The sequence below is a fragment of the Blautia sp. Marseille-P3087 genome (assembly GCF_900120195.1).
In the GTDB taxonomy this organism is placed as follows: domain Bacteria; phylum Bacillota; class Clostridia; order Lachnospirales; family Lachnospiraceae; genus Blautia_A.
The window spans coordinates 2469673-2495108 of record NZ_LT635539.1 but is presented as its reverse complement, the minus strand read 5'-3'; the positions used below and the strand labels follow the sequence as shown (position 1 = coordinate 2495108).

The window sequence follows — 25436 nt, the reverse complement described above, 5'->3', positions numbered from 1 at the left end:
TTTTATGCATATATCTTTTCGCAAAAATCCTTCCAGCATTCTGATCATCTGTGCTTTGTGTGTGGTTTTTCTCATTGGATCAGTTTTCGGTCATCTCAATGCCGGCGGAAGCTCTGCTGACCGCTCCTTTCAGGCTTACACGGATCGTCTGTTTCGTGAAGAAGTCTCCGGAAATATGCTGAATCTCCACTATTCCATTGCCTATCCGGAAAAACAGCAGATCACACGGCCCGCTCCAACGCTTGGCACAGTTTCCGCTCCAGATGACAATAGTATTGCCCGGTATGAGGAAATTATAAAAAAGCTCCAGGCATTTGATCCATCTAAGCTCTCTGAGGCAAATCAGATCACTCTTGATATGCTCCTTTTGTATTATAAAACTCAGCAACGTTCCACCGGCTTTTATCTTCTGGAAGAATACTTAAGCCCCAGTCTTGGCATACAGGCACAGCTTCCTGTCCTGCTTGCAGAATATACATTTTATCAGGAACAGGACATTGCAGATTACCTCAATCTCCTCACTTCCGTACCCGCTTATTTTGAGAGTATTCTGGATTTTGAGCGTCAAAAAGCAGATGCCGGTTATTTTATGAGTGATGCAACACTAAAGCGCATCGTCAATCAGTGTCAGGCTTTTATAAAAGAACCGGATTCCAACTACATGCTGGAAGTTTTTGCCGACAAATTAAAAGCGTTTGGTACAATTTCCGAGGCGGAACAGAAAACTTTAAATTCCCGACACAAAGAAATCCTTCTGAATACAGTAATCCCGGCTTACCAGAAGCTGATCCAGGGGCTTCTCACCCAGCGAGGTTCCGGTCGTCCCAGCCAGGGACTTGCACATATGCAGAAAGGAAAAGAGTATTATCTGTATCTGCTCCGCAGTCAGGTGGGCTCCTGGACGGCCGTCAAAGATATGCAGAACCGACTCACCGAACAGATCAGTGCGGATATGAAACTGGTTCAGCAAATGCTGAAAGAACAGCCTTCTCTCCTTCGAAAAATGAAAAGTTCTCTGGATCTTCCGGAAAGCAAACCTGCACAGATGCTGGAAGTTCTGCATAAACGGATAGCCGATGATTTTCCCGAGCTGCCGGAGACAGAATTTGAAACACGCTACGTACACAAATCCATGGAAAATTATTTGAGTCCGGCCTTCTATCTGACACCGCCGCTTGACACCGGATCACCAAATATCATTTACATAAATCCTGCTGATCAGACTTCAAATCTGGAACTTTTTGCCACGCTTTCGCATGAAGGATTTCCGGGACACCTTTATCAGACCATCTATTTCCTCAAGACCTCTCCTGCTGATATCCGGACGCTGATCACCTCTTCCGGTTATGTGGAAGGGTGGGCCACCTATATTGAATCTTACGGTTATCAGTATGCTGCCCGTGATCTCGATGATCCTGCTGCCACCGATTATACAAGGCTGATTGCGCTGAACCGCCGAATCAATCTGTGCCTCTATTCACTTCTTGATATCGGCATACATTATTATGGATGGGACGAAACACAGGCAGCCCGTCTCCTTCAGTTTTTCGGGATCACAGATGCCCACGTTGTATCTGAAATTTTTCAGTACATCGTAGAAACTCCTGCTAATTACCAGAAATATTGCTGGGGATGTCTTAATTTCCTTGATCTGAAAAAAGAATGGAAAGATACTCTGGGTGATGATTTTAATCTGAAAGCTTTTCACCAGAATCTGCTTGAGATCGGACCGGTTCAATTCCCGGTGCTTCAGAAATATATGAATGAACGGCTACAAAAGAAATATAAGGAGGTGCCTGTGCGCACCTCCCATTTTATGACTGTCTGTAATATTTTTTAATCTTTTTCTTTGTCGCTATAACTGTCAAAAAAGTTCTGCAGTTTCAGCAATGCTCTAGTAAGCTCCTTTGTCTCCTTCGGATTGAGATCATCCAGAACTGCCATCACCATTTTTTCATGAAAAATCTTGTGATGAAGAAATGCCTTCTCTCCTTTCTCTGACAGAGAAACCAACACGACACGCCGATCCTCTTCACTTCTCGTTCGCTCTACATATCCCTTCTTGACCAGATGGTTGATTGCAATCGTCAACGTCCCTGTCGTAACAGAAACCGCTTTCGCAACGGCAGACATGTTTTTTGACTCCTGAATGCCGATTGCTTCCATAATATGCATATCATTTACGGATATATCTTTGTATTCTGATGTGATCAGCGCACGCTCTTCAATATCCAGAATATCCCTGAACATTTTTACCAGAATATTATTTACTGTTTCATACGAATTCATCTTTCTTTCCTCCGCTTCCTGCCCCTCGCCTGCTCATATTTTTTATTATACCCGATGTTTGTTTGAATCACAAAACATTTTTCAGTTTATTTTTTTAACTTAATTCTTTCTTTAGCGGAATCTATTTGCTATAATAATAAATTGAACACAACACAGACCTTTTCGTATATAAAATCATATATAGACGGTCTTCGCAAATACACAAAGGAATTTATTATGAAAAAAAACAAAAACATCCCACTTAATCTGAAAGAGCAGATCAACTCTCGTATCGGTCTGATCTGTTCCATCGTTGTAATGATTCTTCTGGTCTTTGTTTTCCATCAACTTGATTATCAGATCATCCAGAAGCCGGCAGATCAGGCTGCCAAAGAAGCCGAGCAGAAGAAACTTGAAGCGGAAAAAGCTGCCAGAGCACCGGAGATTTCCACAGCCACTGTAATCGCTGTCGGTGACAATCTGTATCATGACAGTCTGATTCAGTCAGGTGAATCTGATTCCGGCACATGGAACTATGACGCAATCTATGAAAATGTCAAGAGCGAAATTCAGGCGGCAGATATTGCCATGGTCGATCAGGAAACTGTTCTCACCACAGAGCATGATGCAGTCAGTGGTTATCCATCCTTCGCAACACCTACGGAAGTCGGCGACGCACTGATCAATGCCGGATTTGATGTCATCGAATCTGCCACCAACCACATTGATGATTATGGCTATGATTACATGGCACAGACACTGAATTTCTGGAAGACCAGTTACCCGGATGTTCCGGTTCTTGGTATCCATGATTCCGAAGAAGATGCCAATACAGTCAAAACCCTCGAAGTAAATGGCATTAAAGTTGCGTTTCTGGATTATACATACGGAACGAACAATTCCGGTGCCGGAGACGGAAGAGATTACATGATCGATATTTTCGAAAAAGACAAAGTTGCATCCATGATTGAAAAGGCAAAGGCAGACAGTGATGTACTGATTTTTGTTGCTCACTGGGGCAAAGAAATGGAAACCATGCCTACCGAATATGAAAAGGAATGGGCAACTTTCCTTATGCAGCAGGGTGTAGATGTCGTAATCGGCGGCCACCCACATATACTCCAACCTTATGGACGTATGTCAGACAAAGAAGGGCACAGTATGCTGATCTTCTATTCTCTCGGAAACTTTGTTTCCACGCAGGAGTCTTTTGATTCACTCCTCGAGGGAATGGGCTGCTTTACAATCCAGAAGACGGTACAGGACGGCAATACGACAATTGAAATCACCGATCCAGAAGTCAGGCCGATGGTTATGCATTACAACAAAGATGCCGGTGTATTCAGCCCATATATGCTGTCTGATTACACAGAAGAGCTTGCCGCACAGCATGAAATGCGTACAGTTCTCGGAGACGATTCCTTTACCCTTGCAAACCTGCAGGCGCGTTTCAAAGAGATCATGTCCCTGAATGTAAAACCATCCACCAACACAGATCTTCTTGATGTTACTTTTAATTCAGACGGTGATATGGTCAATTCCAATGGTGAGTATGTAGATGATATCTGGTCTGTCAGCGCATCAGATGCGCAGAGTGACAGCTCTGACGGAGGTTCTGATGAAAGCTCAGACAGCTCTGATGAGTCGGACTACAGTGATGAGTCAGATTACTCTGATGACAGTTCGGACTATGACGACAGCTCTGATTATTACGATGACTCAGATTATTACGATGACTCAGATTATTACGATGACTCATCCGAGGAATAACGTCCGTACTACACCAGTCGCTTTCCACCCCTCACGGCGCGAAACCTACCATCCACAGTCATCAACCTACAGCTTATAAAAAACTCCGTCCATATATCCGGTCTCGGACGCTTGAAGGAATTTGTAGAAGTACTTAAAGAAAAAATAATACGTTGCCCCGAAAAATGATGCTGTCTGAGCGAAGCGAGTTCATCATTCTTCGGGGCGTTTTTAGTAGGATTTTTTCTTGTTAGTACTTCTGAATTCCTGATTTGTCCGTGACCGGATATATGGACGGAGTTTTAATATAACTGTAATTGATACTGTGAATGTTATTTCCGTAATAACAATTTCTTTGCATTCTCTTCGGTTACTGCAATCACTTCTTCCTCGCTGCACCCTTTAATCTGTGCAATTGCCTCTGCCACATACGGCAGATTCAGTGAGCTGTTACGCTTTCCGCGGTTTGGTTCCGGGCTCAGATATGGACTGTCTGTCTCAAGTACAAGCTGTTCAAGCGGTGCATACGCAACCACTTCTTTCAGTTTCTTCGCATTTTTAAATGTGACAACACCACCGATTCCCAGATACAGTCCCATGTCCAGATATTCTCTTGCCATTTCTTTTCCATAAGAAAAACAATGGATAATGCCGCCGTACATACCGCCTTTCATGCAATCCTTCACCAAATCCAGTGTATCTTTTGCCGCATCTCTGCTGTGGACCATAAATGGAAGCTTTTCTTCGCGCGCAATCTCCATCTGTGCCAGAAACATTTTCTTCTGGATTTCATGTTCATGTTCTTCTTTATGCCAGTAATAATCCAGCCCAATCTCTCCGATTGCCACAGCTTTTGGCAGACGGGACAGCTGACGTATTTCTTCCAGAGTTTCCTCCGTCATTTTTTCCGCATCATCCGGATGAATACCGAACGCGCCATAAACAAACGGATACTGTTCCATTAATTCTTCTGTATCTTTCAGGCTCTCGATCGACGCACATGCATTCACAATATACCCAATTCCATGTTCCTGCATCGATGCAAGCAAATTCTCTCTGTCTTGTGCAAAAGCCTCATCATCATAATGTGCATGTGTCTCAAAAATCACAGGTGTTTCCATCAGTCTTTACACTCCTCGATCACAAATTCATCGCCCTCACGGATGATTCCTCCGTGAAGTACTTTTGTAAAAACGCCTTCCCGCGGCATAATGCAATCACCCATTTTCTGGAAAATCGCACATCCATGATGGCATTCTTTCCCAATCTGTGTCATTTCCAGCACAACATCGTTGCATCGAAATCTTGTTCCGATCGGAAGTGAAGAAAAATCAAATCCCTGCACGACAAGATTTTCTCCGAATGCTCCATCCTCTACCTCTGCACCACGTGCACGGAATGCCTCAATCTTGTCATAAGCCAAAAGGCTGACCTGACGGTGCCATTTGCCGGCATGTGCATCATCTTTGATACCCCAGTCTTCTATAAATTCTGCTTCCTGCACCGGATGTTTCTGTGTTCCCTTTTTTTCACTGATGCAGACTGCGATTACTTTACCCATAGTCCAATTCTCCTTGCTTCAGAAATGCCCCGGCAATTTCCACTGTAAATACGCAGCATACCTGATATGGAGTACTTCTCCTCACATTACCGGATCCTGCCGAAGGCTATTCATATTTCTACTTGCGTGCACAGTCACGTGCTTCACCACTCAGGATTTCAAGCCCGTGCGCCAGTGCATCTATGATATATTCCAGACTTTCCCGTACTGCCTTCGGGCTGCCCGGAAGATTCACAATCAGTGTCTTTCCACGGATTCCTGCTGTCGCACGGCTCAGCATCGCACGTTTTGTAATCGTCATGCTGTATGCGCGGATCGCCTCCGGTATTCCCGGAACCTTACGTTCGATTACTTCTTCCGTTGCCTCCGGTGTGACATCTCTCTCAGAAAATCCGGTTCCGCCTGTCGTCAGGATCAGCTCCGCTTTTTCTGAATCTGCTATTTCCTGCAATTTTCCTGCAAGCATTACCTGATCGTCCGGAAGGATATCCATAGAAATCACTTCATATCCTTCTCTTTCCAGAATTTCTTTGATTGCAGGACCGCTTAAATCTTCCCGCTCACCTCTGTATCCAGAATCACTTGCTGTTATAATTGCTGCGCGTTTCATCATTATCCTCCTATCTGTGCCATACACAAACTCTCTGTATCATCTTCTTTTGCTTTTTCTCTGAAATGGTGTCCGTCCGGTTTTTCGGACAATGCCTCTTTTATGATTTCTTTTAATTCTTCATCTGTTCCGCCATTTCTCAACACTTCTCTCAAATCACGCCCCGCTGTATATTGCAGACATGTTTTCAGATATCCCTGTGAAGTCAAGCGGATACGGTTACACTCACTGCAAAATTTGTGGCTGATCGCGCTGATAAAACCGATTTTTCCCTGAAATCCTTTCACAATATAATACTTACACGGTCCATTTCCAAGAGGTTCTCCCTCATACGGAACTAATCTGCCAAATCTTTCTTCCAGAAGTGACACGATCTTTTCCTGTGACATTCCTGTAAAAGAACTTCCATAGCCAATCGGCATCATCTCTATAAAACGGACATGTACGGGATATTTGCAGGCAAATTCCGCAATCTCACACAGATTCTGCTCCTCTATTCCCAAAGGCACACAGTTGATCTTTAACTGCACGTTCGGATATTTCATTGCTTCTTTAATACCGGCAAGAGTATCATCAAGAAAATCTCTGCGTGTGATTTTCTGGAAACCATCCCTGTCAAGTGTATCCAGACTGATGTTCAGACTGTCAAGTCCTGCCTCTGCCAGTTCCTTCATCTGTTTTTTCAAAAGGATTCCATTCGTAGTCAGTGTCACTTTTTCGATACCCGGAATTGCTTTTATCTGATGGATCAGGCCCGGCATCCGGGTCCGTACCAGTGGTTCTCCACCGGTGATTTTGATCTTTTTGATTCCAAGCTCTGCCATCACCCGACATACTCGAATGATTTCCGGTTCCTGCAGAATATTTTCGCGCCCGGTCAGCCGTATGCCTTCCTCCGGCATACAATAAATGCAGCGTAAGTTACAGCGGTCTGTCACGGAAATCCTCAGATAGTCAATATTTCTTCCACAACGGTCTATCATGTTTCATCTTCAAAACGAAAATCTCCGCTTTTTCCTCCTGTTTTTTCTACCAGATGTATTTCTGACATTACCATATGCTTATCAATTGCTTTACACATGTCATAGATAGTCAGAAGTGTCACCTGAACTCCTGTCAGAGCCTCCATTTCCACACCGGTTTTTCCCTCTGTCTTAACGGTACAGAATACATGAATGCGGTTCTTTTCATGATCCAGTTCATAATCAATCGAACATTTCTGTATCGGAAGAGGATGACACATCGGAATCAGTTCGGAGGTTTTTTTGACACCCATGATGCCTGCCACCCGTGCCACACCGAGAACGTCACCTTTTTTGACATTTCCTTCTGTAACGCATGTCATGATCTCGGGGCCTACAGAAATATAACCTGTAGCCAATGCTGTCCGATAAGTGATACTTTTACCGGAAACATCCACCATCACTGCATTTCCTTCTTTATCAAAATGTGTAAGTCCGTTCGCCATGGCTTTTCCCTCCTGAAATATCTGCTGATTATTTTCACCACAGTCGTATCCTGTGTCTGACTGTCATTTATCATATCAATCACATACAGTATACCCGTAAAACATATGTCTCTGCAAGTACAATGCAAAAGCTTTTGGTTACAAAAATCCCCCATGCTCGCTGTCACGATACACAGGGGATTGCAGTTTCATTTGCAGTAAATGTCAAACTCTATCATACATTTAGCAGATTTCAGCACCTGCCGGCATTTCTTTTTCTGGTACCATCAGGGACAGGTTTCCATCCGCATCTTCGGCACAGAGGATCATTCCCTCACTGAGGATTCCTGCAAGTTTGGCAGGTTTCAGGTTTGTAACAACCATAACTTTCTTACCGACCATTTCTTCTGCACTGTAGTGAGCTTTGATGCCAGATACAATCTGACGTACCTGACTGCCGATCTTCACCTGAGAGCAGAGAAGTTTACGGGATTTTTTGACTTCTTCACAGGCAATGATCTCACCCACCTGGAACTGGAGTTTGCCAAAATCATCAAATGTGATCTCCGGTTTTGCTTCAATATCAATCACGTTTTCTTCTTTTGCTTCTTCAACCGGTTCTTCTTTTTTCGGATGAAGTTCTTCTACTTTTGCAAGTACTTCTTTGAGGTCAAGACGTGCAAACAGGATTTCCGGTTTTTCTGTAACTTTGTTTCCTGACGGATACAGTCCAAATGTCTTAAGGTCTTCAAGTGTACGTTTGTCTGCATTTAACTGAGCAAGGATACGCTCTGTTGTCTCCGGCATGAAAGATTCCAGAAGAGTTGCACCCATTGTAATTCCTTCAACCAGATTGTAAAGAACAGTTGCAAGACGGTCTTTCTTTGCTTCGTCTTTTGCAAGAGCCCATGGCATAGTCTCATCGATATATTTGTTGAGACGTTTGAACAGCGTGAAGACTTCTGTCATAGCATCTGCAACACGCAGTTTGTCCATTTTTTCTGCAACTTTGCCCGGAACTGCCAGTGCAAATGCTTTGAGATCTTCGTCAACCGGCTCCACAACACCTTTGTTTTCAACAACACCGCCAAAGTATTTGTTGGACATGGAGATGGTACGGTTTACAAGATTTCCGAGTGTATTTGCAAGTTCGGAATTCAGTCTTTCTACCATCAGTTCCCATGTGATAACACCATCGTTTTCGAATGGCATTTCATGAAGTACGAAATAACGTACAGCATCTACCCCGAAGAAATCTACGAGTTCATCTGCATAGATAACATTTCCTTTTGATTTACTCATCTTACCATCGCCCTGAAGCAGCCACGGATGTCCGAATACCTGTTTCGGAAGCGGCAGGTCAAGTGACATCAGGAAGATCGGCCAGTAAATAGTATGGAAACGAATAATGTCTTTACCGATCAGATGAAGGTCTGCCGGCCACAGTTTGTTGAACTGTTCGGAGCTTTCGCCGTCGCAGTCATATCCGATTCCTGTAATATAGTTTGTCAGAGCATCCAGCCATACATAAACAACATGTTTCGGATCGAAGTCTACCGGAATTCCCCATTTGAAGGATGTTCTGGATACACAGAGATCCTGAAGTCCCGGAAGAAGGAAGTTGTTCATCATCTCGTTTTTACGTGATTCCGGCTGAATGAAATCCGGATGTGTGTTGATATAGTCGATCAGACGATCTGCATATTTGCTCATTTTGAAGAAGTATGCTTCTTCTTTTGCAGGCACACACGGACGTCCGCAGTCCGGACATTTGCCATCTACAAGCTGTGATTCTGTAAAGAAAGATTCACATGGTGTACAGTACATTCCTTCGTAATGTCCTTTGTAGATATCTCCTTTTGCGTACATTTTCTTGAAAATTTTCTGAACCTGTTTTTCGTGATCAGCATCTGTGGTACGGATGAATTTGTCATAGGAAGTGTTCATCAGATCCCAGATTCTCTTGATCTCACCGGATACATTATCTACAAATTCCTTTGGTGTGATCCCTGCTTCTTCTGCTTTGAGCTCGATCTTCTGACCATGCTCGTCAGTTCCTGTCTGGAAAAATACGTCATATCCTTCCTGTCTCTTGTAACGTGCAATTGCGTCTGCCAGTACGATCTCGTAGGTGTTACCAATGTGCGGCTTACCGGATGTATAAGCAATCGCTGTTGTAATATAATACTTCTGCTTGTCCATTTTATAATTCCTCCTGATTAATATTCTTAAATATCCTCGCGAAACGTTTTTACATTATTGGAACATTACGAAGTAATTTCCTATAACGTAAAAAAAAGACCATCTTCCCTTCATATTGAGAAGACGAGTCCTGCCCGTGTTACCACTTCTGTTCGTTCCTGCCTCGCAGTCAGAAACCTTATCGGGTACGATTCCATCCTGACTTCCCGATCCAATCCGATCGTTCTGTCACTGTCCTGATACCCTTCCGCTATAACAGGCGGTCCTGTTGCAGTCTGAATGTAAATCTCATCTCGACTGCACCTCTCCCAAGCCATCTTCCATCTGCACCTGCACTTCCCTCTCAGCCACCGGAATGGAACGATTCTTTTTCATTCTGCGCTATTCTTCTGCTCATAGCATAGCAATTCTTCCATCGGGGAATTCTCTGTAATGTGGTCAGCAAATGTACTCTCTTGTTCTGTGAGTTTGCTTATATTCTACGGAATATATCATATTTCCGCTCTTTAAAAATAGTAGCATATTTGCAAATATTTGTAAACCTGGAATTTGGAAAAAGCCCTCTCTATCGGATTTTCGATAAAGAGAGCTTTCATCAGCAGAATATATTCTTTCCGCTTTTATCTTTTTATTCTTTTCAGTCCAGACCAGCTTCCGTATACCCTTTTTCCATTTACTATACGATATGCTCGTACAAGATAACTATAGCTGCGGCCTTTTGATACTTTTCTGTCTATGAGCGTTATTTTGTCTGTAGAGGCAATTCTGCTCCATTTTCCTCCGATGTAGCGGTATACTACATATCCGGATGCACCCGGAACTTTTCTCCAGCTTAACTGAATACCGGAAGATTTTCTTGCTACTCTTAACGTCGGCGCTGCCGGTAATGCTTTGCCACTGAATGCTCCGGAATATTCTCCGTAAACATATTTCCCGTTAACCACTCGATACGCTCTGATTCGATATGCATATCCACATCCTGTCTGAATTGGATACTTCTTGGAATTGCGCTGTGTGTAAGAAACTGCAGACGCTTTTACATTCGCGATTATCTGCCATTTTGATCCTTTTTTTCTTTCAATGATATATCCACTTGCATTTGCAGCTTTCTTCCATGTAATTCTGATCTGGTTATATCCGGCAGACGTAGCCTTCGCACTATTTACTTTTGCAGGTATCTTTATCGTTTCAGGCTTTTTGCCCGATTCTGGTTTTACACTTGGCTTCGGTTTCTCGCTTGGTTCCGGTTTCTCACTTGGCTCCGGTTTCTCACTCGGTTCTGGTTTCTCACTTGGCTCCGGTTTCTCGCTTGGTTCCGGTTTCTCGCTTGGTTCCGGTTTCTCGCTTGGTTCCGGTTTTACACTCGGCTCTGGTTTCTTATCTGGATCTGTTATTTCATATAATGTCAGGTTCGGTTTTTTTGTAATATCTTTCCACTGTCTTTCCGTTGCATCTTCAAAATTATCGGAAATTTTTCTTCCATCAACCGATTTCACTATCGTGCGATCAGCTATATTAACAGAAGAAACATATGCCTTTCCGGCAACGGAATCTTCTTTCGACATGATTGCAGAGCCGCCTTCCAGCCATGCACTGGATGTTTCGATTGATCCGGTTCCGCTGACACCATTGCCGCCATCGTCAAAAGAACCATTTCCACCAACTGCGATCAGCTTTCCATTACCCTTAACTGTTCCCTGATCCAGAATCAGTGCTGCACCACCTACGGATGTCGTGGCATTTCTTCCCCCGCCAAATACACCAAGGACACCATTGTCCGAGATTGTGAGTGTACCTCCGGATATTTTCATTGCAGGCTGTCCACTATAACTTTTCTGGGTGTTCGGGTCTTTGCCGGTAGCGGCCTCATCGCCTCTGATGTAAACCTCACCCTCCAAAGCCACATTTCCCTTAACAAGCACTACAGGCGCTGTATTATGACGCACCTCTGATCCATTCGCCAGAAAATTTGTATTGGAATAAATCAGCGAGTTCTCCAGAATTGCCCCGCCATTCAGGATCAACTGTCCATTAACAGAAGCACCTGTCAAAAAGCTTCCACCGTAGTTGTCATAATTTACAGAGATTCTTCCTCCATCCATTGCTTCGATCAGTCCGTGGACAGAAGAATCACGCAGGCAAAGTCTTCCGCCTTTCTGTACAATAATTCGTACACTGCTGAAAATTTTCATATTTACAAGTGTCAGATCACAGCCTGACGGAACAATCAATGTCTGTGTCGGGCTTTCTGATTCGGATACAGAATATCCCAGCTCGCCATATATCCCACTTGTATGGGAGCCATACCATGCTTTGATCTGTGCCGGTACTGTCACTGTCTCATTTGTACCGCCAAAATTTGCAATTGCCCATGGTTCCATATCATACATGTATTTGCCATCTGCAGTCTGCTGTGCATTGTCAAGTTTCAGACAGTCACTCAGTTTTTCTGTACGTGAATAAACCTTAAATACAAGCTCATTACTGGTTGCGGTTCTGCCATTCTGATCTGTTACTGTTACACTTACCGGATAAGAACCCGGTTGATCAGGAACACCGCTCAGTGACAGGGAGCTGTCATAAATCGAGTATACACCTGACATTCCACAGGATTCCGTGTCAATATTTACGCTTGTCTTTTTTGTATTTACCGTTACTGCTTCATGTAAAGGTTTCCAGTCATTTTTTTCCGGCGTTGTTCCGTCCGGAACCACTGCCGCTTCAACAATAACATTACTGTTTTTATTCGTAGAAACCGAAGTAGATGCTCCACTGATTGCATCATATTTCTGCTGACCGGTAAGTGCACTCTCAAAATATCCGTTTAATCTCACATATAATGTGTTCTGTCCATCAGATGGACCTTCTTTATCATTTCCACTGTTTGGATCATAAGGCTCCACTGCGAAATCACTTCCACTTCCCTTCACACAAAGAAGCAGATCCTGGTATGACGGATTTTTTATCGTAATGATATCTCCGATAGTCAGCATGCCGTCTCCACTGCCGTCAAAGACTGCCGAAGCATCTGAACTATCCATATAATATGCATTTCTTCTAAACAAACTGTATTTTGAAGATACTTTTTCCCATACATTTCCATTTACAAGGATCTGGCTGATTCCTCCTGCATATGCACCGTCAGAAAAAAGAAGTTTCTGATAATCGCTCCCAAAGCCTGACTCCAGTTTTGCTTCTGCGGTCGGTGCATCTTTTAACTGTTGGGATTCTGCAACTGCATCTTCAGAATCTCCGTCTGAAAACAGATCCACATCTGTCACACTGTCTACTTCGCTGTCCGATGCAGCTCTATCTTCCGTTACTGCATCTTCATCCTCAAAATCTTCCTCTGTTGAATCCTGAATTTCCATTTCTTCAGCATCTTCATTGCTGTCTTCCTGAACTGCCACTTCTACATCAGAAAAATCATCTGTCGCAAAAGCCGGCACCGCTGTAAATAAATTCACAGTCATCATTGCTGAAACCCAAAATGCAATATGTCTCTTCACGGTTCTCCCCCTCTTACTTTAGTTAGTTGTTCAAAACCTTGTTAAAGAATAACATTTCTTATAAATTCTGTCAATTGCATTATCGCTTCATTATGTATACAATCGGTCTCTTAGTGCACACTATCTACTGTCAGCGGATGCTATCCAATATGAGATTTGACTAGCTAATGTTCCAATTGACGAACATATATTCCGAGTTGTATGATTAATTCAATAATTAAAGTGTAAATTATCTGACGTTAACTCTTTTCTATCTTTCCTAAAGGAGGGACTTTTATGCAGGCTTTATCACAGACAAATGCAGGCGATACCTGTACGATCAAATGGATGTTTGGTGTTCCGGAGATTCTGGAAACGATGAGAAACATGGATATTAAAGAAGGCAGCACGATTCAGGTTATTCAGAAGTGCCAGGATTGGCTGATCATCGGGCGGAATGACCGGCGGCTGGCGGTTGGGAATGAAGTAGCGGACCGGATTCAGGTGTAGGGGAATGAGGATACAGGGATAATCGTAAAAAGTTCTGTGTAAGATACACAGCCGGATGAAGATATAGCCGCAACAACAGGCTTCGGATTCGGTAAGTTCTAAAATGTTTAATCACTGCTAAATACACAAATAAAAATTATGAACTCGCTGACGCTCAGACAGCATAATTTTTATTCGTAACGCATTGATCAAACATTAAGAACTTGCTCGAATCCTGTAGAGAGTTGTTGCGGCTATATCTCACCGGCTGTTTTTCATGTACAGAAATTTTTTACAATTCTCCCCGTTTTGAATCATTATGAATAGAAAGTCTCATACTTCTCTGATATGAAACAGGGCTATCACCTGCCCCGTGAAATAAAATCATCGTGAAGTATAAAAAATATACTATATCTATCTTTTGCATCTCCGATATAAGAAAATAAAAATGTCTGTATATTGAAATAACCATCCAGACTTTCTGCAGAAGTCTGAGAAGTACTTAGATATGATCTGACTGTGTTGCGAATAAAAATCGTACTGTTTGAGTGAAACGAGTTTGCGATTTTTATAAGCGTTTTTAACAGTCAGGAATATCTTTAGTACTTCCGGACGACGAAGCCTGTCTGAATGGTTATTTCACATATCACAGACATATAATATATTATAATATAAAAAACTGCCAATCATATATTTCTATACAATCGGCAGTTTTATTCCCTTATTTCATCTTAAATTCTATCGTTACTTTAAACAGATCCCCGTCGAGATACAGATTAAATGTCCCACCCTGCAGCTGCACAAGGTCTTTCGCGATGGACAATCCCAGACCGCTTCCTTCAGTATTTCTGGAAACATCCCCGCGGATAAAACGCTCCGTCAGTTCGTCCGCTGTGATATTCAGCGGCTGTGCGGAAATATTCTTGAGAGCGAGCTGTACATTCGGACGGTTCATATTCACGTCTACATAGACTCTTGTGTTTTCCATCGCATATTTAGATACATTTCCGAAAACATTTTCCAGAACCCTCCAGAGTCTGCGTCCATCCGCACAGATGATTGCCTCTTCCTCATCAAAATGAACTATCATCTGAAGCTTTCTTTCTTCAAATTTCTCTTCAAATTCTCCGATCACCTGATTGACCAGCTCCACAAAATTCAGTTCTGTCATTTCCAGTGTGATATTTCCGGTACTTGCCTTGGATGCCTCTACGACATCTTCTGTAAGAACCTTCAGTCTCTGTGCCTTATTTTCCAGAACTTCCAGATACCCCCTGATCTTGGGATCTTCCGGCTTTTCTCTCTTGAGAAGATCTATATAGTTGATGATCGATGTCAACGGTGTCTTGATATCATGTGAAACATTCGTGATCAATTCTGTCTTCATCCGCTCGTTCTTGAGGCTGTTTTCTACGGCTGCATCCAGTCCCTCCCCGATATGGTTAATATAATCCGCCACCATTTCCTGCTCACCGGAAAGCTTATCTGTCGGAATTTTGTATTGAAGATCCCCATCAATGATTTTTTTCAAACCACCAATGATCTGTTCTCGCCCCCATGCCTTTTTCAGCAGCCAGTAAAGTACTGCCACATCCAATACAAGCAAAAGCAACAGGGGAAGCATGGCACCAGCTCCAAATCCCAGCATAACAAGCAGCATCTGTGCAAATACAAAACATCCAAACCCGGCAGCTATCTTTATTCTGCTGATGGTATTTTTACTCATAAAAACCACCAGATTTCCGATAGCTTTGAAAATTTTTTTAATCATCCGCAACACATGTCTGAGAAGTGAATCTCTCCACAGTGATCTCGCTTTGATTCTGCGCACCAGACTGAGCCAGCCCGTCAGGAACCAGCCTCCTGTCCAAATGCCGATCATTCCAAAATCAATGGTTTTCCAGATCATCCGCACTTCTTCAGAATCCATTGCCTGAACCAGCACGGAAATTCCCATTAACCAGATTGCAACGATCATGCCTGCCGCAATCTCTGTATACCATCGGTCAAAGAAATTCAGATGTACTTTTTCATCTTCGTTATTTCGTCCTGCTGCAACTGTCAGAATCACAATTCCTACGAGTGCCAAAATAAATGCAGCCACAGAAACAACCATGATCGGCACCAGCCATGGTTCAAACTTCTCATAAGCCAGTTTTTCCTGCTTGATTCTGTCCAGCACAGGAAAATCTTTATCTACAGAAACAAAGTAAAGATAATTTTCTCCGGCAAGTCCTGTATTCTCAACCATACTCTGCCAGTAAGATACTGTCCAATCCGAAACATTAGTAAAACCAAGTATACAGTCCTGCATCTCCGGTGAAATGAGCATGAAAGGATCAGCACCAGATGTCAGCTTATCCAGCATTTTTTCATAATTTGCCGAAGTGACCCCATTTATATTACTGTACACTTTATCGGACTTTGTATCTACATACATATAGTTGATATTTGTCGCACCCTGCGTATATGTTTTCAGGATTTTCTCACCATATGATGCGTCACTGTATTCTACCAGTGCCTCATATAAATACTGATATGCTCTGCTGATGTTCCCTTTCCATTCTTTACTGTTATTTACAACATCAAGAATGCCGTCCGCTCCATCCGGCTTATATTCTTCCTTCAATGGAGCATCATTATTTCCGCTGGACTCATAATTATATATGTCTGTGTAAACAACATTGCCCTCTGCATCTGCAACGTATTCCACTCCGTCATTACGGATTCCTATACTGTTATCAGTGTATCCATAATAGATATATTCCTTACCCGAAAGCATGGACAATATATCTTTTGTATATTCTTCCTGTCCTTCCTCGCTTCCAAAGACAAACTTCAGTTCCCCTGTGATGATCTTGTCTGCAAAGTCATTATAATACATGTAGTAATCATTACCGTCCGGCTGACGGCAGATCAGAACATTTGCACTTTGATCCCAGGATGATTTTTTTGCCCAGTCATACAAATCCTTCGCTCTGTATGCAAGCCCGGACGTATTTTTGTGTGTCAGCTCCGTCCCCTGGTTCAGTTCAGCAAGATCGACCAGCTCATCATCCGATACCTGATCCAGAATATATCTGTTACTGATCGCATTGACAATCGTATGCGAAAGATTATAAACACTGTCTCTGAAACTCTGCGAATCCACGTAGCTTTTGCTGTCCAGAGGCCGGACCCCTTTATTCATGATCACTACGAATGCTCCGGCTCCCACGCAGGAAACCGTCACAAAAAATATCGTCAGCAGCACAAGAAGTCCCTTTATGCCACTCTTTTTATACCATCTTTTTTTCATTTATACCCCATTCCTTTCTATAATAAAACAGTCTTGGTAACAGGTAGAGAAGTTATGCAGGATATTTTCCACAACGAAAGGACGAATTTCAGATCTTTTCCACTTTATACCCAAGTCCCCACACTACTTTCAGATAGCGCGGCTCCTTCGGATTGATTTCAATTTTTTCTCTGATATGACGGATGTGAACCGCAACTGTGTTATCCGCTGCAATTGCTTCTTCCTCCCAGATGCTTTCATAAATCTGATTAGTAGAAAAAACGCGTCTCTGATTTTTTACCAGCAAAAGAAGTATTCGGTATTCGATCGGTGTCAGCTTTACGATTTCTCCATCAACTGTGACCTCTTTTCGGTCATCATCGATCATCAGCCCGCCGGTCTCATAAATGTTGCCTCTTTTTTCTGCTGCTGCCCCAAGCTGGGTGTATCTGCGAAGCTGGGATTTCACTCGTGCCACCAGTTCCAGCGGATTAAACGGTTTCGTCACATAATCATCTGCTCCTACATTTAACCCGAGGATTTTGTCCGCATCCTCTGATTTTGCCGATAAAATAATGATCGGAAGCGCATTTTTTTCGCGAATCTTCAATGTCGCCCGAATACCATCCAGCTTCGGCATCATTACATCGATGATCAGAAGATCTACCGGATTGTTCTTAAGCACCCGGATTGCCTGCTCACCGTCATATGCCTTCAGAATATGATGTCCCTCCTGTGTCAGATAAATTTCTATTGCCTCAACGATGTCCTTATCATCATCACATACCAGTATCTCTGCCATTGTCCCCTGCCTCCTGTTTGTTATGGTCTTACTATAGCTGTCAAGAATTAATATCTATGGGGTAAAATCTTAAGATTCTCTTATCTTTTCAACCTTATCCATTGTATCAGAAAACGACCTTTATTTATATCTGAAAAAAAGAAAAACATTTGTTAAAATTCTTATTGACAAAACAATCTCATTATGCTAAATTATAGTCACAGCAAGAAATTAGTAACAATTACTATTATTAAATAAGACTAACTTAAAAAGAAAAGGAGATCAAGATTATGGCTAAATGGGTATGTAATGTATGTGGTTATGTTTACGAAGGTGACGCTGCTCCGGAAGTCTGTCCGGTATGTAAAGCTCCTGCTTCCAAATTTACAAAACAGGACGCTGAGATGACATGGGCTGCTGAGCACGTTGTTGGTGTTGCTCAGGGTGTCAGCGAAGACATTATCGAAGACCTCAGAGCAAACTTCCAGGGTGAATGCTCCGAAGTTGGTATGTACCTTGCAATGGCAAGAGTTGCTCACAGAGAAGGCTATCCGGAAATCGGTCTCTACTATGAGAAAGCTGCTTATGAAGAAGCTGAGCATGCTGCAAAATTCGCTGAACTTCTCGGTGAAGTTGTTACTGACAGCACCAGGAAAAATCTTGAGATGCGTGTAGAAGCTGAGAACGGTGCTACTGCTGGTAAATTCGACCTTGCAAAACGTGCAAAAGCTGCTGACCTTGATGCAATCCATGACACTGTACATGAGATGGCTAAAGACGAAGCAAGACACGGCAAAGCATTCGCCGGTCTGCTTAAAAGATACTTTGGTTAAGCTACAAGCCACGCAGCGAATTCCGAATGATACATGGCTTATGTAAAATATTAAATCATAGAAAGGAAACGATATATGGCTACATTGAAATACAGTCGCCAGCGAGAATCCATTAAGGAGTTTCTCATGACACGTAAGGATCACCCCACTGCAGATGTGGTATATGAAAATGTAAAAAAAATATACCCCAACATCAGTCTGGGAACCGTATATCGCAACCTTTCCCTGTTATCCGATCTTGGAGAAATCCAGAAATTATCCAGTTTTGGCGGCGCCGATCATTTTGACGGCTGTGTCATCCCGCATTGTCATTTCATGTGTACCGAATGCAAGCGGGTTCTGGATCTGGAAACAGAGGATATGAACGAACTTGCACCAAAGGCTGTTAAGAACTTCGGTGGTAAGATTGCCTCATGTGATATACGTTTTTTCGGGCTCTGCGAAGACTGTCTGAAGAATACAGAAGTATAATAAAGGAAATAATAGAATTTATTGAAAATAAAGGAGATTAAGATTATGGCTAAATGGGTATGTAATGTATGTGGTTATGTTTACGAAGGTGACGCTGCTCCGGAAGTTTGTCCGGTATGTAAAGCTCCTGCTTCCAAATTTACAAAACAGGATGCTGAAATGACATGGGCTGCTGAGCACGTTGTCGGTGTTGCTCAGGGTGTCAGCGAAGACATCGTTGCAGACCTCAGAGCAAACTTCCAGGGTGAATGCTCCGAAGTTGGTATGTACCTCGCTATGGCAAGAGTTGCTCACAGAGAAGGCTATCCGGAAATCGGTCTTTACTATGAGAAAGCTGCTTATGAAGAAGCTGAACATGCTGCAAAATTTGCTGAACTTCTCGGCGAAGTTGTTACTGACAGCACAAAGAAAAACCTTGAAATGCGTGTAGAAGCTGAGAACGGTGCTACTGCAGGTAAATTCGACCTTGCAAAACGTGCAAAAGCAGCTGACCTTGATGCAATCCATGACACTGTTCATGAAATGGCAAAAGATGAAGCAAGACACGGAAAAGCATTCGCTGGTCTGCTTAAGAGATACTTCGGCTAATCTACAAAGTACACAGAATATAATAAGGCTCCCCGGGTTCGCATACTTGAACTCGGTGGAGCCTTTCCTAAATTAGATGACTTATCTCAAAGTAAGTGCAACTGTAGTCATTCAGACGCTAAAAAACGGATGACCTGAACATAATCAATCCTAAAACAAGTCCATAGCAAACTCTTGTTTATTTTCCTGTAATCTAGTACATCGTTTCATACTCTCAACAATGTACTAGTTTTCTTTAAAATCATATAATGGCATATCGTTCTCATCATATAAAACAATCATCATGACCGGTCTTACATCCCCTGATTTATTTTCAAAGCATAATAAATAGTACCCATCACGCTCCAGAGATTTAACAGTATATATTTTTTCCTGATTCCCGGATGTAATTGTTCTGATCAGTTTCCCATCTTCAATTCTCCAGGTTCCATCAATCTCCGGCCAGTTTGGATTTATATCTTCACGTGTGCGATAACTGTCATCTGCCGCGTATCTTCCAAGATGTCTGGTGTTACCTTCTGCGTCATATTCATAGAGATCACCGGCACCAGTTGTTCCACCCACTGCCAGATTCACCTTATAATATCGAAATCTGCAGGGAAAAACAGCAGACAGTTCCTCTTCCGTCAGATCCTTAAATTCGTCCATATGCTTCATGCAGTAGTCATATCCACTTTTATAATCATTATCCGCATCTGTATGATCAACATATGCCGCAATAAAATCATCTTTGGATTTTATTGTGCCCTCTTCCTGCGATGTATCTTCCTGCGCCGCATCTTTCTGTACTGCCTCTTCCTGGACTGTATCTGTATCCTGATCTTCTTCTCTCTGATCTTCTTCCTTCAGATTAAATCCCAGATCTTTCATCGTAATATCAGTATTATTTTCCAGATAATACTGAAAAGAATTAAAAGTTGCTGCCACAGTTGATGTTATACTTTCCGCACTGCTTCCCTCAGTTAAAGTAACCGTCTGCCATATTTCATTTTCGGGATCACTGAGTACTTCCATTTTTTCATTATCGACTGTCAGCATCGCATCTTTCTGGTAAGATGCGATTGATGTCTGGCCTGATATCGTTCCCCTTCCATCATACTGTTCATCAGCGGTCTTCCAGATATTATACTGTTCAAAATAGTATGTATATTCCATTGTCCCTTCTCCATTTGCATTATATACAAAATGAAGAATGATATCTATATACAATCCTTCTTTTGTCAGAACGCTCTCAACCCAGAACTGGTCATCATCTGAATCTGTGATGTATATTTTGTCATCAGCAGACAGATCCGAACCAGACTGATCTACCAGTATATCCATGGACACGCCTGTGTATTTATGACTATTTCCTCTCATCTCAAAATCACTTGAAGTTCCATTTTCCCGAACATACTCACAAAGCTTTTTAGCCGGATGTAACTTATATTGCACTTCCTTATATTTTTCTTTACTATCCTCATAATCTCCCAGTTCTTCATATAAGGCAAGTGCTTCTTCATATTCGCCTGATTTTTCATATTTGACAGCTTTCTGATATTCCGCATAGATAATCTGTTCTTTACTGTCTTTGTATCCGTTCAGGCTCTCAAGAAGTGCAATAGAATCATCGTATTTTTCATCTTCCAAAAGAGCCAGCCCCTGATTATAAAGCTTCTTCTTATTCAGATTATCCTTAATGACCACTCCCACTGCTGCCACAGCTACTGCTGCTGCCACACCGACCACGATCATCTTTATCTTCTTCTGTTTCTTTTTCGCTTCAACCGCTGCTTCTGCCTGTTTACGTTCTCTCTCTTTTCGCTCATCTTCCAGTCGCGCATCGCATTCCTTCTTCAGAGCATCCACATCAAGTTCTTCAAGTTTTTTGCGATCTATATGACAGCTACAGCAACTGAGTTCACTCTCATGATTGATCGCTCCACAGGTACAGAACCATAAATCCCTATCCTGTTTCAACAGGTACTTACTGTTTTTCCCATACTTTATCCTGTACTGCCTGGCCAGCTCTCCATTTGCGATTTTTTTCTCTATCGGATCCGGTTTTTCCAGTGGCTCCCATATTTCATTTCCCGCCCATACAGTATTATCATCAAATGCAGCCTCCGTCACTTTAACAGAATATGAACGAGTCTGTTCATTTGGAACAATTATCGGAACCTGCTGACCCAAAAATTCATTTCTTTTTACATTCAGATCCAGATACTGATATTCTGTTTCTTCGCCCAGAGTTCTTCCTACCGTATCTATAGATGTAATCTTAACAGTTACTGCCTTTATTGTTTTACTGCAGATATTCTGAATCTTCAACTGTACGATTATATTGCCATTTCGATTGTCTTTAAGTAAAGCTCCGGCTGCAACTACAACAGGAGCTCCCATAGTATACAATCTTTCCGGCAGAGAATATAATCTTGCGTATGTCTCTCCCATTTTTCCACCTCATGTTTCATGATAATTGAATAATCTCATATTTTTTGCGTTCTTATCGATACTTTGTCATCGTATCAGATTTCCGGGAGCGAATCATCGCTACTTCCACTGTGTCCTGTCTGAAGCAGCTCGCGATTCTTCAGATCCGGCAGTGCAATTACCAGAAGCATTCCTACAATCCATAAGAAGAATGTTATCCAAAAATATCTTTTCTCATAATGGCCTTTCAATTCTGCAATCCTCTGAAATTCTCTGGCAATAAAATACTGAATAATCAGCGCCACAATAATTCCTATAAACCATCCCCAAAGCCAGCTTTCCATTTTATTTATCTCCTTTCTGTTTCTATTTCATGTTATTTAGATTTTAGTCATTTTACTTCACAGTTACCTTGCAGGTCATTTTCTTTGAACCACTCTTGACAGTGATCGTTGCTGTTCCTTTACGCAGTCCCTTTACCACACCGCCGGATGTTACTGTTGCAATTTTTCCGTTGGATGATGCGTAAATAATTCTTTCATCAGTATTCTTTGGTGCTGCCACGGCTCTGATCTGGAAAGTCTTTCCTCGGGAAACCGTCTTCGATGCCGGTATTCCTGAAAGTTTCGTTGTTCTTATTGCATTAACTTTCACTGTCACAACTGCCCGTTTACTTCCGGATCTTACAGTGATCCTTGCTGTTCCCGGTCTGATTGCTCTGACCACACCCTGCGAGCTGACTTTAACAATATTTCTGTTTGAAGATGAATATGTAACTCTTTCTCTGCTGGTTACCGGAGTAACGACAACTGAAGGTGACAGTTTCACTGGTGTTGCTTTAGTCATTGTCAGATTTCTGACCGTTACCGCCACTCTCTCAGTTCTTACTGTTTCTCTCTGTACAGTCACTCTGAAAGCAGCTTTCTTTTTGCTTGCAAGAATAACTGTCACGGTAGCATTTCCTGTTCTCCTGCCTGCCGTCAGTTTGAAGGTTCCATTGCGCTTTACAGATGATACTTTCACAATGTTTGTGTTAGTGGAAGTCACTTTTGTCACATAATCTCCGGCCGCAAACCCACCTGCTCTGAACGCAGTTGCAGACTGACCTGTCTGCATTTTCAGTGAAGAAGCAGTCAGAGAAATCTTTGGAGTCAGTTTTGCTATAGTTTTCTGTTTCGTAATCACAGTACCACAGACTTTACAGTGTTTTCCCTCCGTTTTTCCTGCTTTAAATACAGTCGCTTTGATTGCATTATCTTTTACTATTGTATGAGATTTCGCCGGAATCTTTTCTGTTTTTGTGGCATCGCATCCGGTACATTTATAAAACTTACTTCCTGCGGTTTTACATGTAGCCTCTTCCAGAACAATTCCTGCATTCCATGTATGGCTGTGCTGCCTGTCAGTTGGATCAATATAATAATTCTTTCTGGCGATCTGCTCCCAGTCACCATCTTCATTTCTCCACAGAGCAGTCAGGGCAATCCAGGTAGAATCCCCTGTCTTTCTGGTCATAAACGGGAGTTCCTGTCCTTCAACATCTTTCAGATCCCATGTCCAGCTGTCATAATCACGTTCTTCACCAGTTTCATCATCCCACCATGAAGCAACTACAATTCTGATATCATCACTGTCTACATCAACTGGTTCTCCCTGTCCATTGATATACCGGACAAGTTTTACCCCAAATCTGGCAACATTAACTGTCTCACCAACCGCCGGATTGATCATATTCCCAGATCCATCATCCAGGATTGACGGCGTCAGTACAAACTCACTGACTTCAAACCATATATCTTTGCGGAATGCTTCTTTATAATCTCCATTCTGATCCGGTACCTGTACAGAAACATAACAGTAGGCGTCTCCTGTAGCATCGCCAGACTCTGCCAGAAGAGTTTTGCCATCTGCTGCAACAGTAACCTTCGCCACTTCTGGCTGTTCCACAATTTCCAGTCTGTAATCTGTCACAGGATTCAGACCACCGGTCTTATCCCGCAGATTCGTTTCGATTGTCAGCTTACTGTTTGGCAACATTGCACCATTGCCTGTTGTGTCCACATAATGGATACTCAACTCGTACGGACTTCTTGATTCACTGTCATCATTATGATCGCCATCACCACCGTTGTCGCCATCATCACCGTCGCCGTTATTGCCTGGCAGCTCCTCAAAAGAATAGTTGCGGCCAGCGACTTCCTTCCATTCACCAGTGTCATCTTTTATCCTGGCAACCAGCCTGATCCATGTAGAATCTCCGGTTGTTCTGGTCAGAACAGGAAGCTCCGCTTCTTCATCCTCACAGCTCCATCCACCTTCTTCATCATACCCATCAAGCACGATTTTGCAGTCCTGTACTGTTTCCTGCTTATCATTCTCATCATAATAGACAAGTGATGGTTTCAGATCTTTGGCAATATCCAACTGCTGTCCTTCTGCAAGATTACTGATTTCTTCCGGAACATTTTCCGGAAAAATAACATACCTGTTAATATCAAAGTGAAGCCTTTCTGTGCATACCACTTTTCCATCTATCAAAACATTTACAGGAAAATCAACCGGTCCTGTCTTATTATGAGCATTCACTATGATCTCTTTTCCGTCTATTTCATAGTCTGCCATATCCTTATACTCTGTATCCACCGGCGGGAGTTCCAGCGTGTAATCATCCGAGGTCTCCTCCCAGTTCTCACCATCTACAGATTCAGAAAGATATATATGGATTCTGATTGTACCATTTGGAAGCACGGATTGGGTTCCACCATCACCCTGAAACATTGTGCCAATCACATATTGTTTTTCTGCTGCATCAGCACTGAATGTACTCAGTCCTTCCGAAGAATCGCCAAATACTTCTATACCATCTGTGTACTCTGAAATCTCTTCCTCTGTTACCGGCACAGTCTCATCCTGTGTCTCGTCTGCTTCTTCCTGAATGCTTACTTCTTCCCCGGAAGCAGTTTCTTCATCTACTGTTGTCTCTGCATCACTGTCATCCTGAAATACTTCCTCCTGACCGGCATCAATTTCCAGTTCTTCTGCTGCCACCGGCACAGTCATTCCCACACTCTGCGTAAGAGTAAGCGCCATAGCCAGAAACATTGCAATCTTCTTTTTTCTCATGTAAATCCCCCGTTTCTTTTTCCTATACATTCCATATAAGACATATAGATTGAGTGTAGCATAAGTTCCAATGAAAACCCATTATCTCACAGCATATGATTTTGGATATCTTTTTCAGCACTTTCACGCATATTTAT

At 42.5% G+C, this 25436-nt stretch carries 19 protein-coding genes; 6 read left to right on the top strand and 13 right to left on the bottom strand.

The window, feature by feature from the left end; genetic code table 11:
- Nucleotides 1–4: 4 nt before the first annotated feature.
- Nucleotides 5–1840, top strand: coding sequence for a DUF885 domain-containing protein (locus BQ7344_RS11815; protein WP_072522709.1), 1836 nt, complete (start codon nucleotides 5–7; stop codon nucleotides 1838–1840).
- Here BQ7344_RS11815 and BQ7344_RS11810 read toward each other — a convergent pair.
- On the bottom strand, nucleotides 1837–2289 hold the full coding sequence (locus BQ7344_RS11810) for a MarR family winged helix-turn-helix transcriptional regulator (RefSeq protein ID WP_072522708.1): 453 nt from the start codon (nucleotides 2287–2289) through the stop codon (nucleotides 1837–1839). The two genes, BQ7344_RS11815 and BQ7344_RS11810, sit on opposite strands and share 4 nt — an antisense overlap.
- Before the next feature lie 216 nt (nucleotides 2290–2505).
- On the opposite strand from BQ7344_RS11810, the gene BQ7344_RS11805 reads away from it, so the two are divergent.
- Nucleotides 2506–4038, top strand: a complete 1533-nt coding sequence (locus BQ7344_RS11805; protein ID WP_072522707.1) for a CapA family protein — start codon at nucleotides 2506–2508, stop codon at nucleotides 4036–4038.
- A gap of 311 nt (nucleotides 4039–4349) precedes the next feature.
- On the opposite strand, the gene BQ7344_RS11800 is transcribed toward BQ7344_RS11805, so the two are convergent.
- The 7 genes from BQ7344_RS11800 to BQ7344_RS16070 all read right to left on the bottom strand — a co-directional run bounded on the left by BQ7344_RS11800 (nucleotide 4350) and on the right by BQ7344_RS16070 (nucleotide 13346).
- Nucleotides 4350–5138, bottom strand: a complete 789-nt coding sequence (locus BQ7344_RS11800) for a TatD family hydrolase (protein WP_072522706.1) — start codon at nucleotides 5136–5138, stop codon at nucleotides 4350–4352.
- Nucleotides 5138–5578, bottom strand: a complete 441-nt coding sequence (locus BQ7344_RS11795) for an MOSC domain-containing protein (RefSeq protein WP_072522705.1) — start codon at nucleotides 5576–5578, stop codon at nucleotides 5138–5140. The genes BQ7344_RS11800 and BQ7344_RS11795 overlap by 1 nt, the downstream gene beginning before the upstream one ends.
- 118 nt (nucleotides 5579–5696) lie before the next feature.
- Nucleotides 5697–6188, bottom strand: a complete 492-nt coding sequence (locus tag BQ7344_RS11790; RefSeq protein WP_072522704.1) for a MogA/MoaB family molybdenum cofactor biosynthesis protein — start codon at nucleotides 6186–6188, stop codon at nucleotides 5697–5699.
- Nucleotides 6189–6190: 2 nt separating this feature from the next.
- Complete coding sequence (gene moaA / locus BQ7344_RS11785) at nucleotides 6191–7171, bottom strand: GTP 3',8-cyclase MoaA (RefSeq protein ID WP_072522703.1); 981 nt, start codon at nucleotides 7169–7171, stop codon at nucleotides 6191–6193.
- Nucleotides 7168–7656 (bottom strand): cyclic pyranopterin monophosphate synthase MoaC, encoded by a 489-nt coding sequence (gene moaC, locus BQ7344_RS11780; RefSeq protein ID WP_072522702.1) that lies wholly within the window; start codon nucleotides 7654–7656, stop codon nucleotides 7168–7170. Before moaC ends, moaA begins: the two co-directional genes overlap by 4 nt.
- Before the next feature lie 222 nt (nucleotides 7657–7878).
- Nucleotides 7879–9837 (bottom strand): methionine--tRNA ligase, encoded by a 1959-nt coding sequence (gene metG, locus BQ7344_RS11775; protein WP_072522701.1) that lies wholly within the window; start codon nucleotides 9835–9837, stop codon nucleotides 7879–7881.
- Between the two features lie 620 nt (nucleotides 9838–10457).
- Nucleotides 10458–13346 carry a hypothetical protein gene (locus tag BQ7344_RS16070; RefSeq protein WP_072522700.1) on the bottom strand — a complete coding sequence of 963 codons (2889 nt, stop codon included), beginning with the start codon at nucleotides 13344–13346 and terminating at the stop codon, nucleotides 10458–10460.
- A gap of 276 nt (nucleotides 13347–13622) precedes the next feature.
- On the opposite strand from BQ7344_RS16070, the gene BQ7344_RS11765 reads away from it, so the two are divergent.
- Nucleotides 13623–13835: a FeoA family protein gene (locus BQ7344_RS11765; protein WP_072522699.1), complete on the top strand. Its 213-nt coding sequence runs from the start codon at nucleotides 13623–13625 to the stop codon at nucleotides 13833–13835.
- A gap of 700 nt (nucleotides 13836–14535) precedes the next feature.
- On the opposite strand, the gene BQ7344_RS11760 is transcribed toward BQ7344_RS11765, so the two are convergent.
- Nucleotides 14536–17112: a sensor histidine kinase gene (locus BQ7344_RS11760; RefSeq protein ID WP_072522698.1), complete on the bottom strand. Its 2577-nt coding sequence runs from the start codon at nucleotides 17110–17112 to the stop codon at nucleotides 14536–14538.
- A gap of 88 nt (nucleotides 17113–17200) precedes the next feature.
- On the bottom strand, nucleotides 17201–17893 hold the full coding sequence (locus BQ7344_RS11755) for a response regulator transcription factor (protein ID WP_072522697.1): 693 nt from the start codon (nucleotides 17891–17893) through the stop codon (nucleotides 17201–17203).
- 269 nt (nucleotides 17894–18162) lie between these two features.
- On the opposite strand from BQ7344_RS11755, the gene BQ7344_RS11750 reads away from it, so the two are divergent.
- The 3 genes from BQ7344_RS11750 to BQ7344_RS11740 all read left to right on the top strand — a co-directional run bounded on the left by BQ7344_RS11750 (nucleotide 18163) and on the right by BQ7344_RS11740 (nucleotide 19764).
- Nucleotides 18163–18705, top strand: a complete 543-nt coding sequence (locus BQ7344_RS11750) for an NADH peroxidase (RefSeq protein WP_072522696.1) — start codon at nucleotides 18163–18165, stop codon at nucleotides 18703–18705.
- A gap of 75 nt (nucleotides 18706–18780) precedes the next feature.
- Entirely contained in the window at nucleotides 18781–19176 is a 396-nt protein-coding gene (locus BQ7344_RS11745) for a Fur family transcriptional regulator (RefSeq protein WP_072522695.1), read from the top strand.
- A 45-nt stretch (nucleotides 19177–19221) separates the two neighbouring features.
- Nucleotides 19222–19764, top strand: coding sequence for an NADH peroxidase (locus BQ7344_RS11740; protein WP_072522694.1), 543 nt, complete (start codon nucleotides 19222–19224; stop codon nucleotides 19762–19764).
- 225 nt (nucleotides 19765–19989) lie between these two features.
- On the opposite strand, the gene BQ7344_RS11735 is transcribed toward BQ7344_RS11740, so the two are convergent.
- The 3 genes from BQ7344_RS11735 to BQ7344_RS11725 all read right to left on the bottom strand — a co-directional run bounded on the left by BQ7344_RS11735 (nucleotide 19990) and on the right by BQ7344_RS11725 (nucleotide 25299).
- The gene (locus BQ7344_RS11735; protein WP_072522693.1) at nucleotides 19990–22197 is read right to left on the bottom strand and encodes a hypothetical protein; all 2208 of its coding nucleotides are present in this window, start codon (nucleotides 22195–22197) and stop codon (nucleotides 19990–19992) included.
- Nucleotides 22198–22271: 74 nt separating this feature from the next.
- Nucleotides 22272–22520, bottom strand: coding sequence for a hypothetical protein (locus BQ7344_RS11730; RefSeq protein ID WP_072522692.1), 249 nt, complete (start codon nucleotides 22518–22520; stop codon nucleotides 22272–22274).
- Between the two features lie 52 nt (nucleotides 22521–22572).
- Nucleotides 22573–25299 (bottom strand): Ig-like domain-containing protein, encoded by a 2727-nt coding sequence (locus tag BQ7344_RS11725; RefSeq protein ID WP_072522691.1) that lies wholly within the window; start codon nucleotides 25297–25299, stop codon nucleotides 22573–22575.
- Nucleotides 25300–25436: the final 137 nt, after the last annotated feature.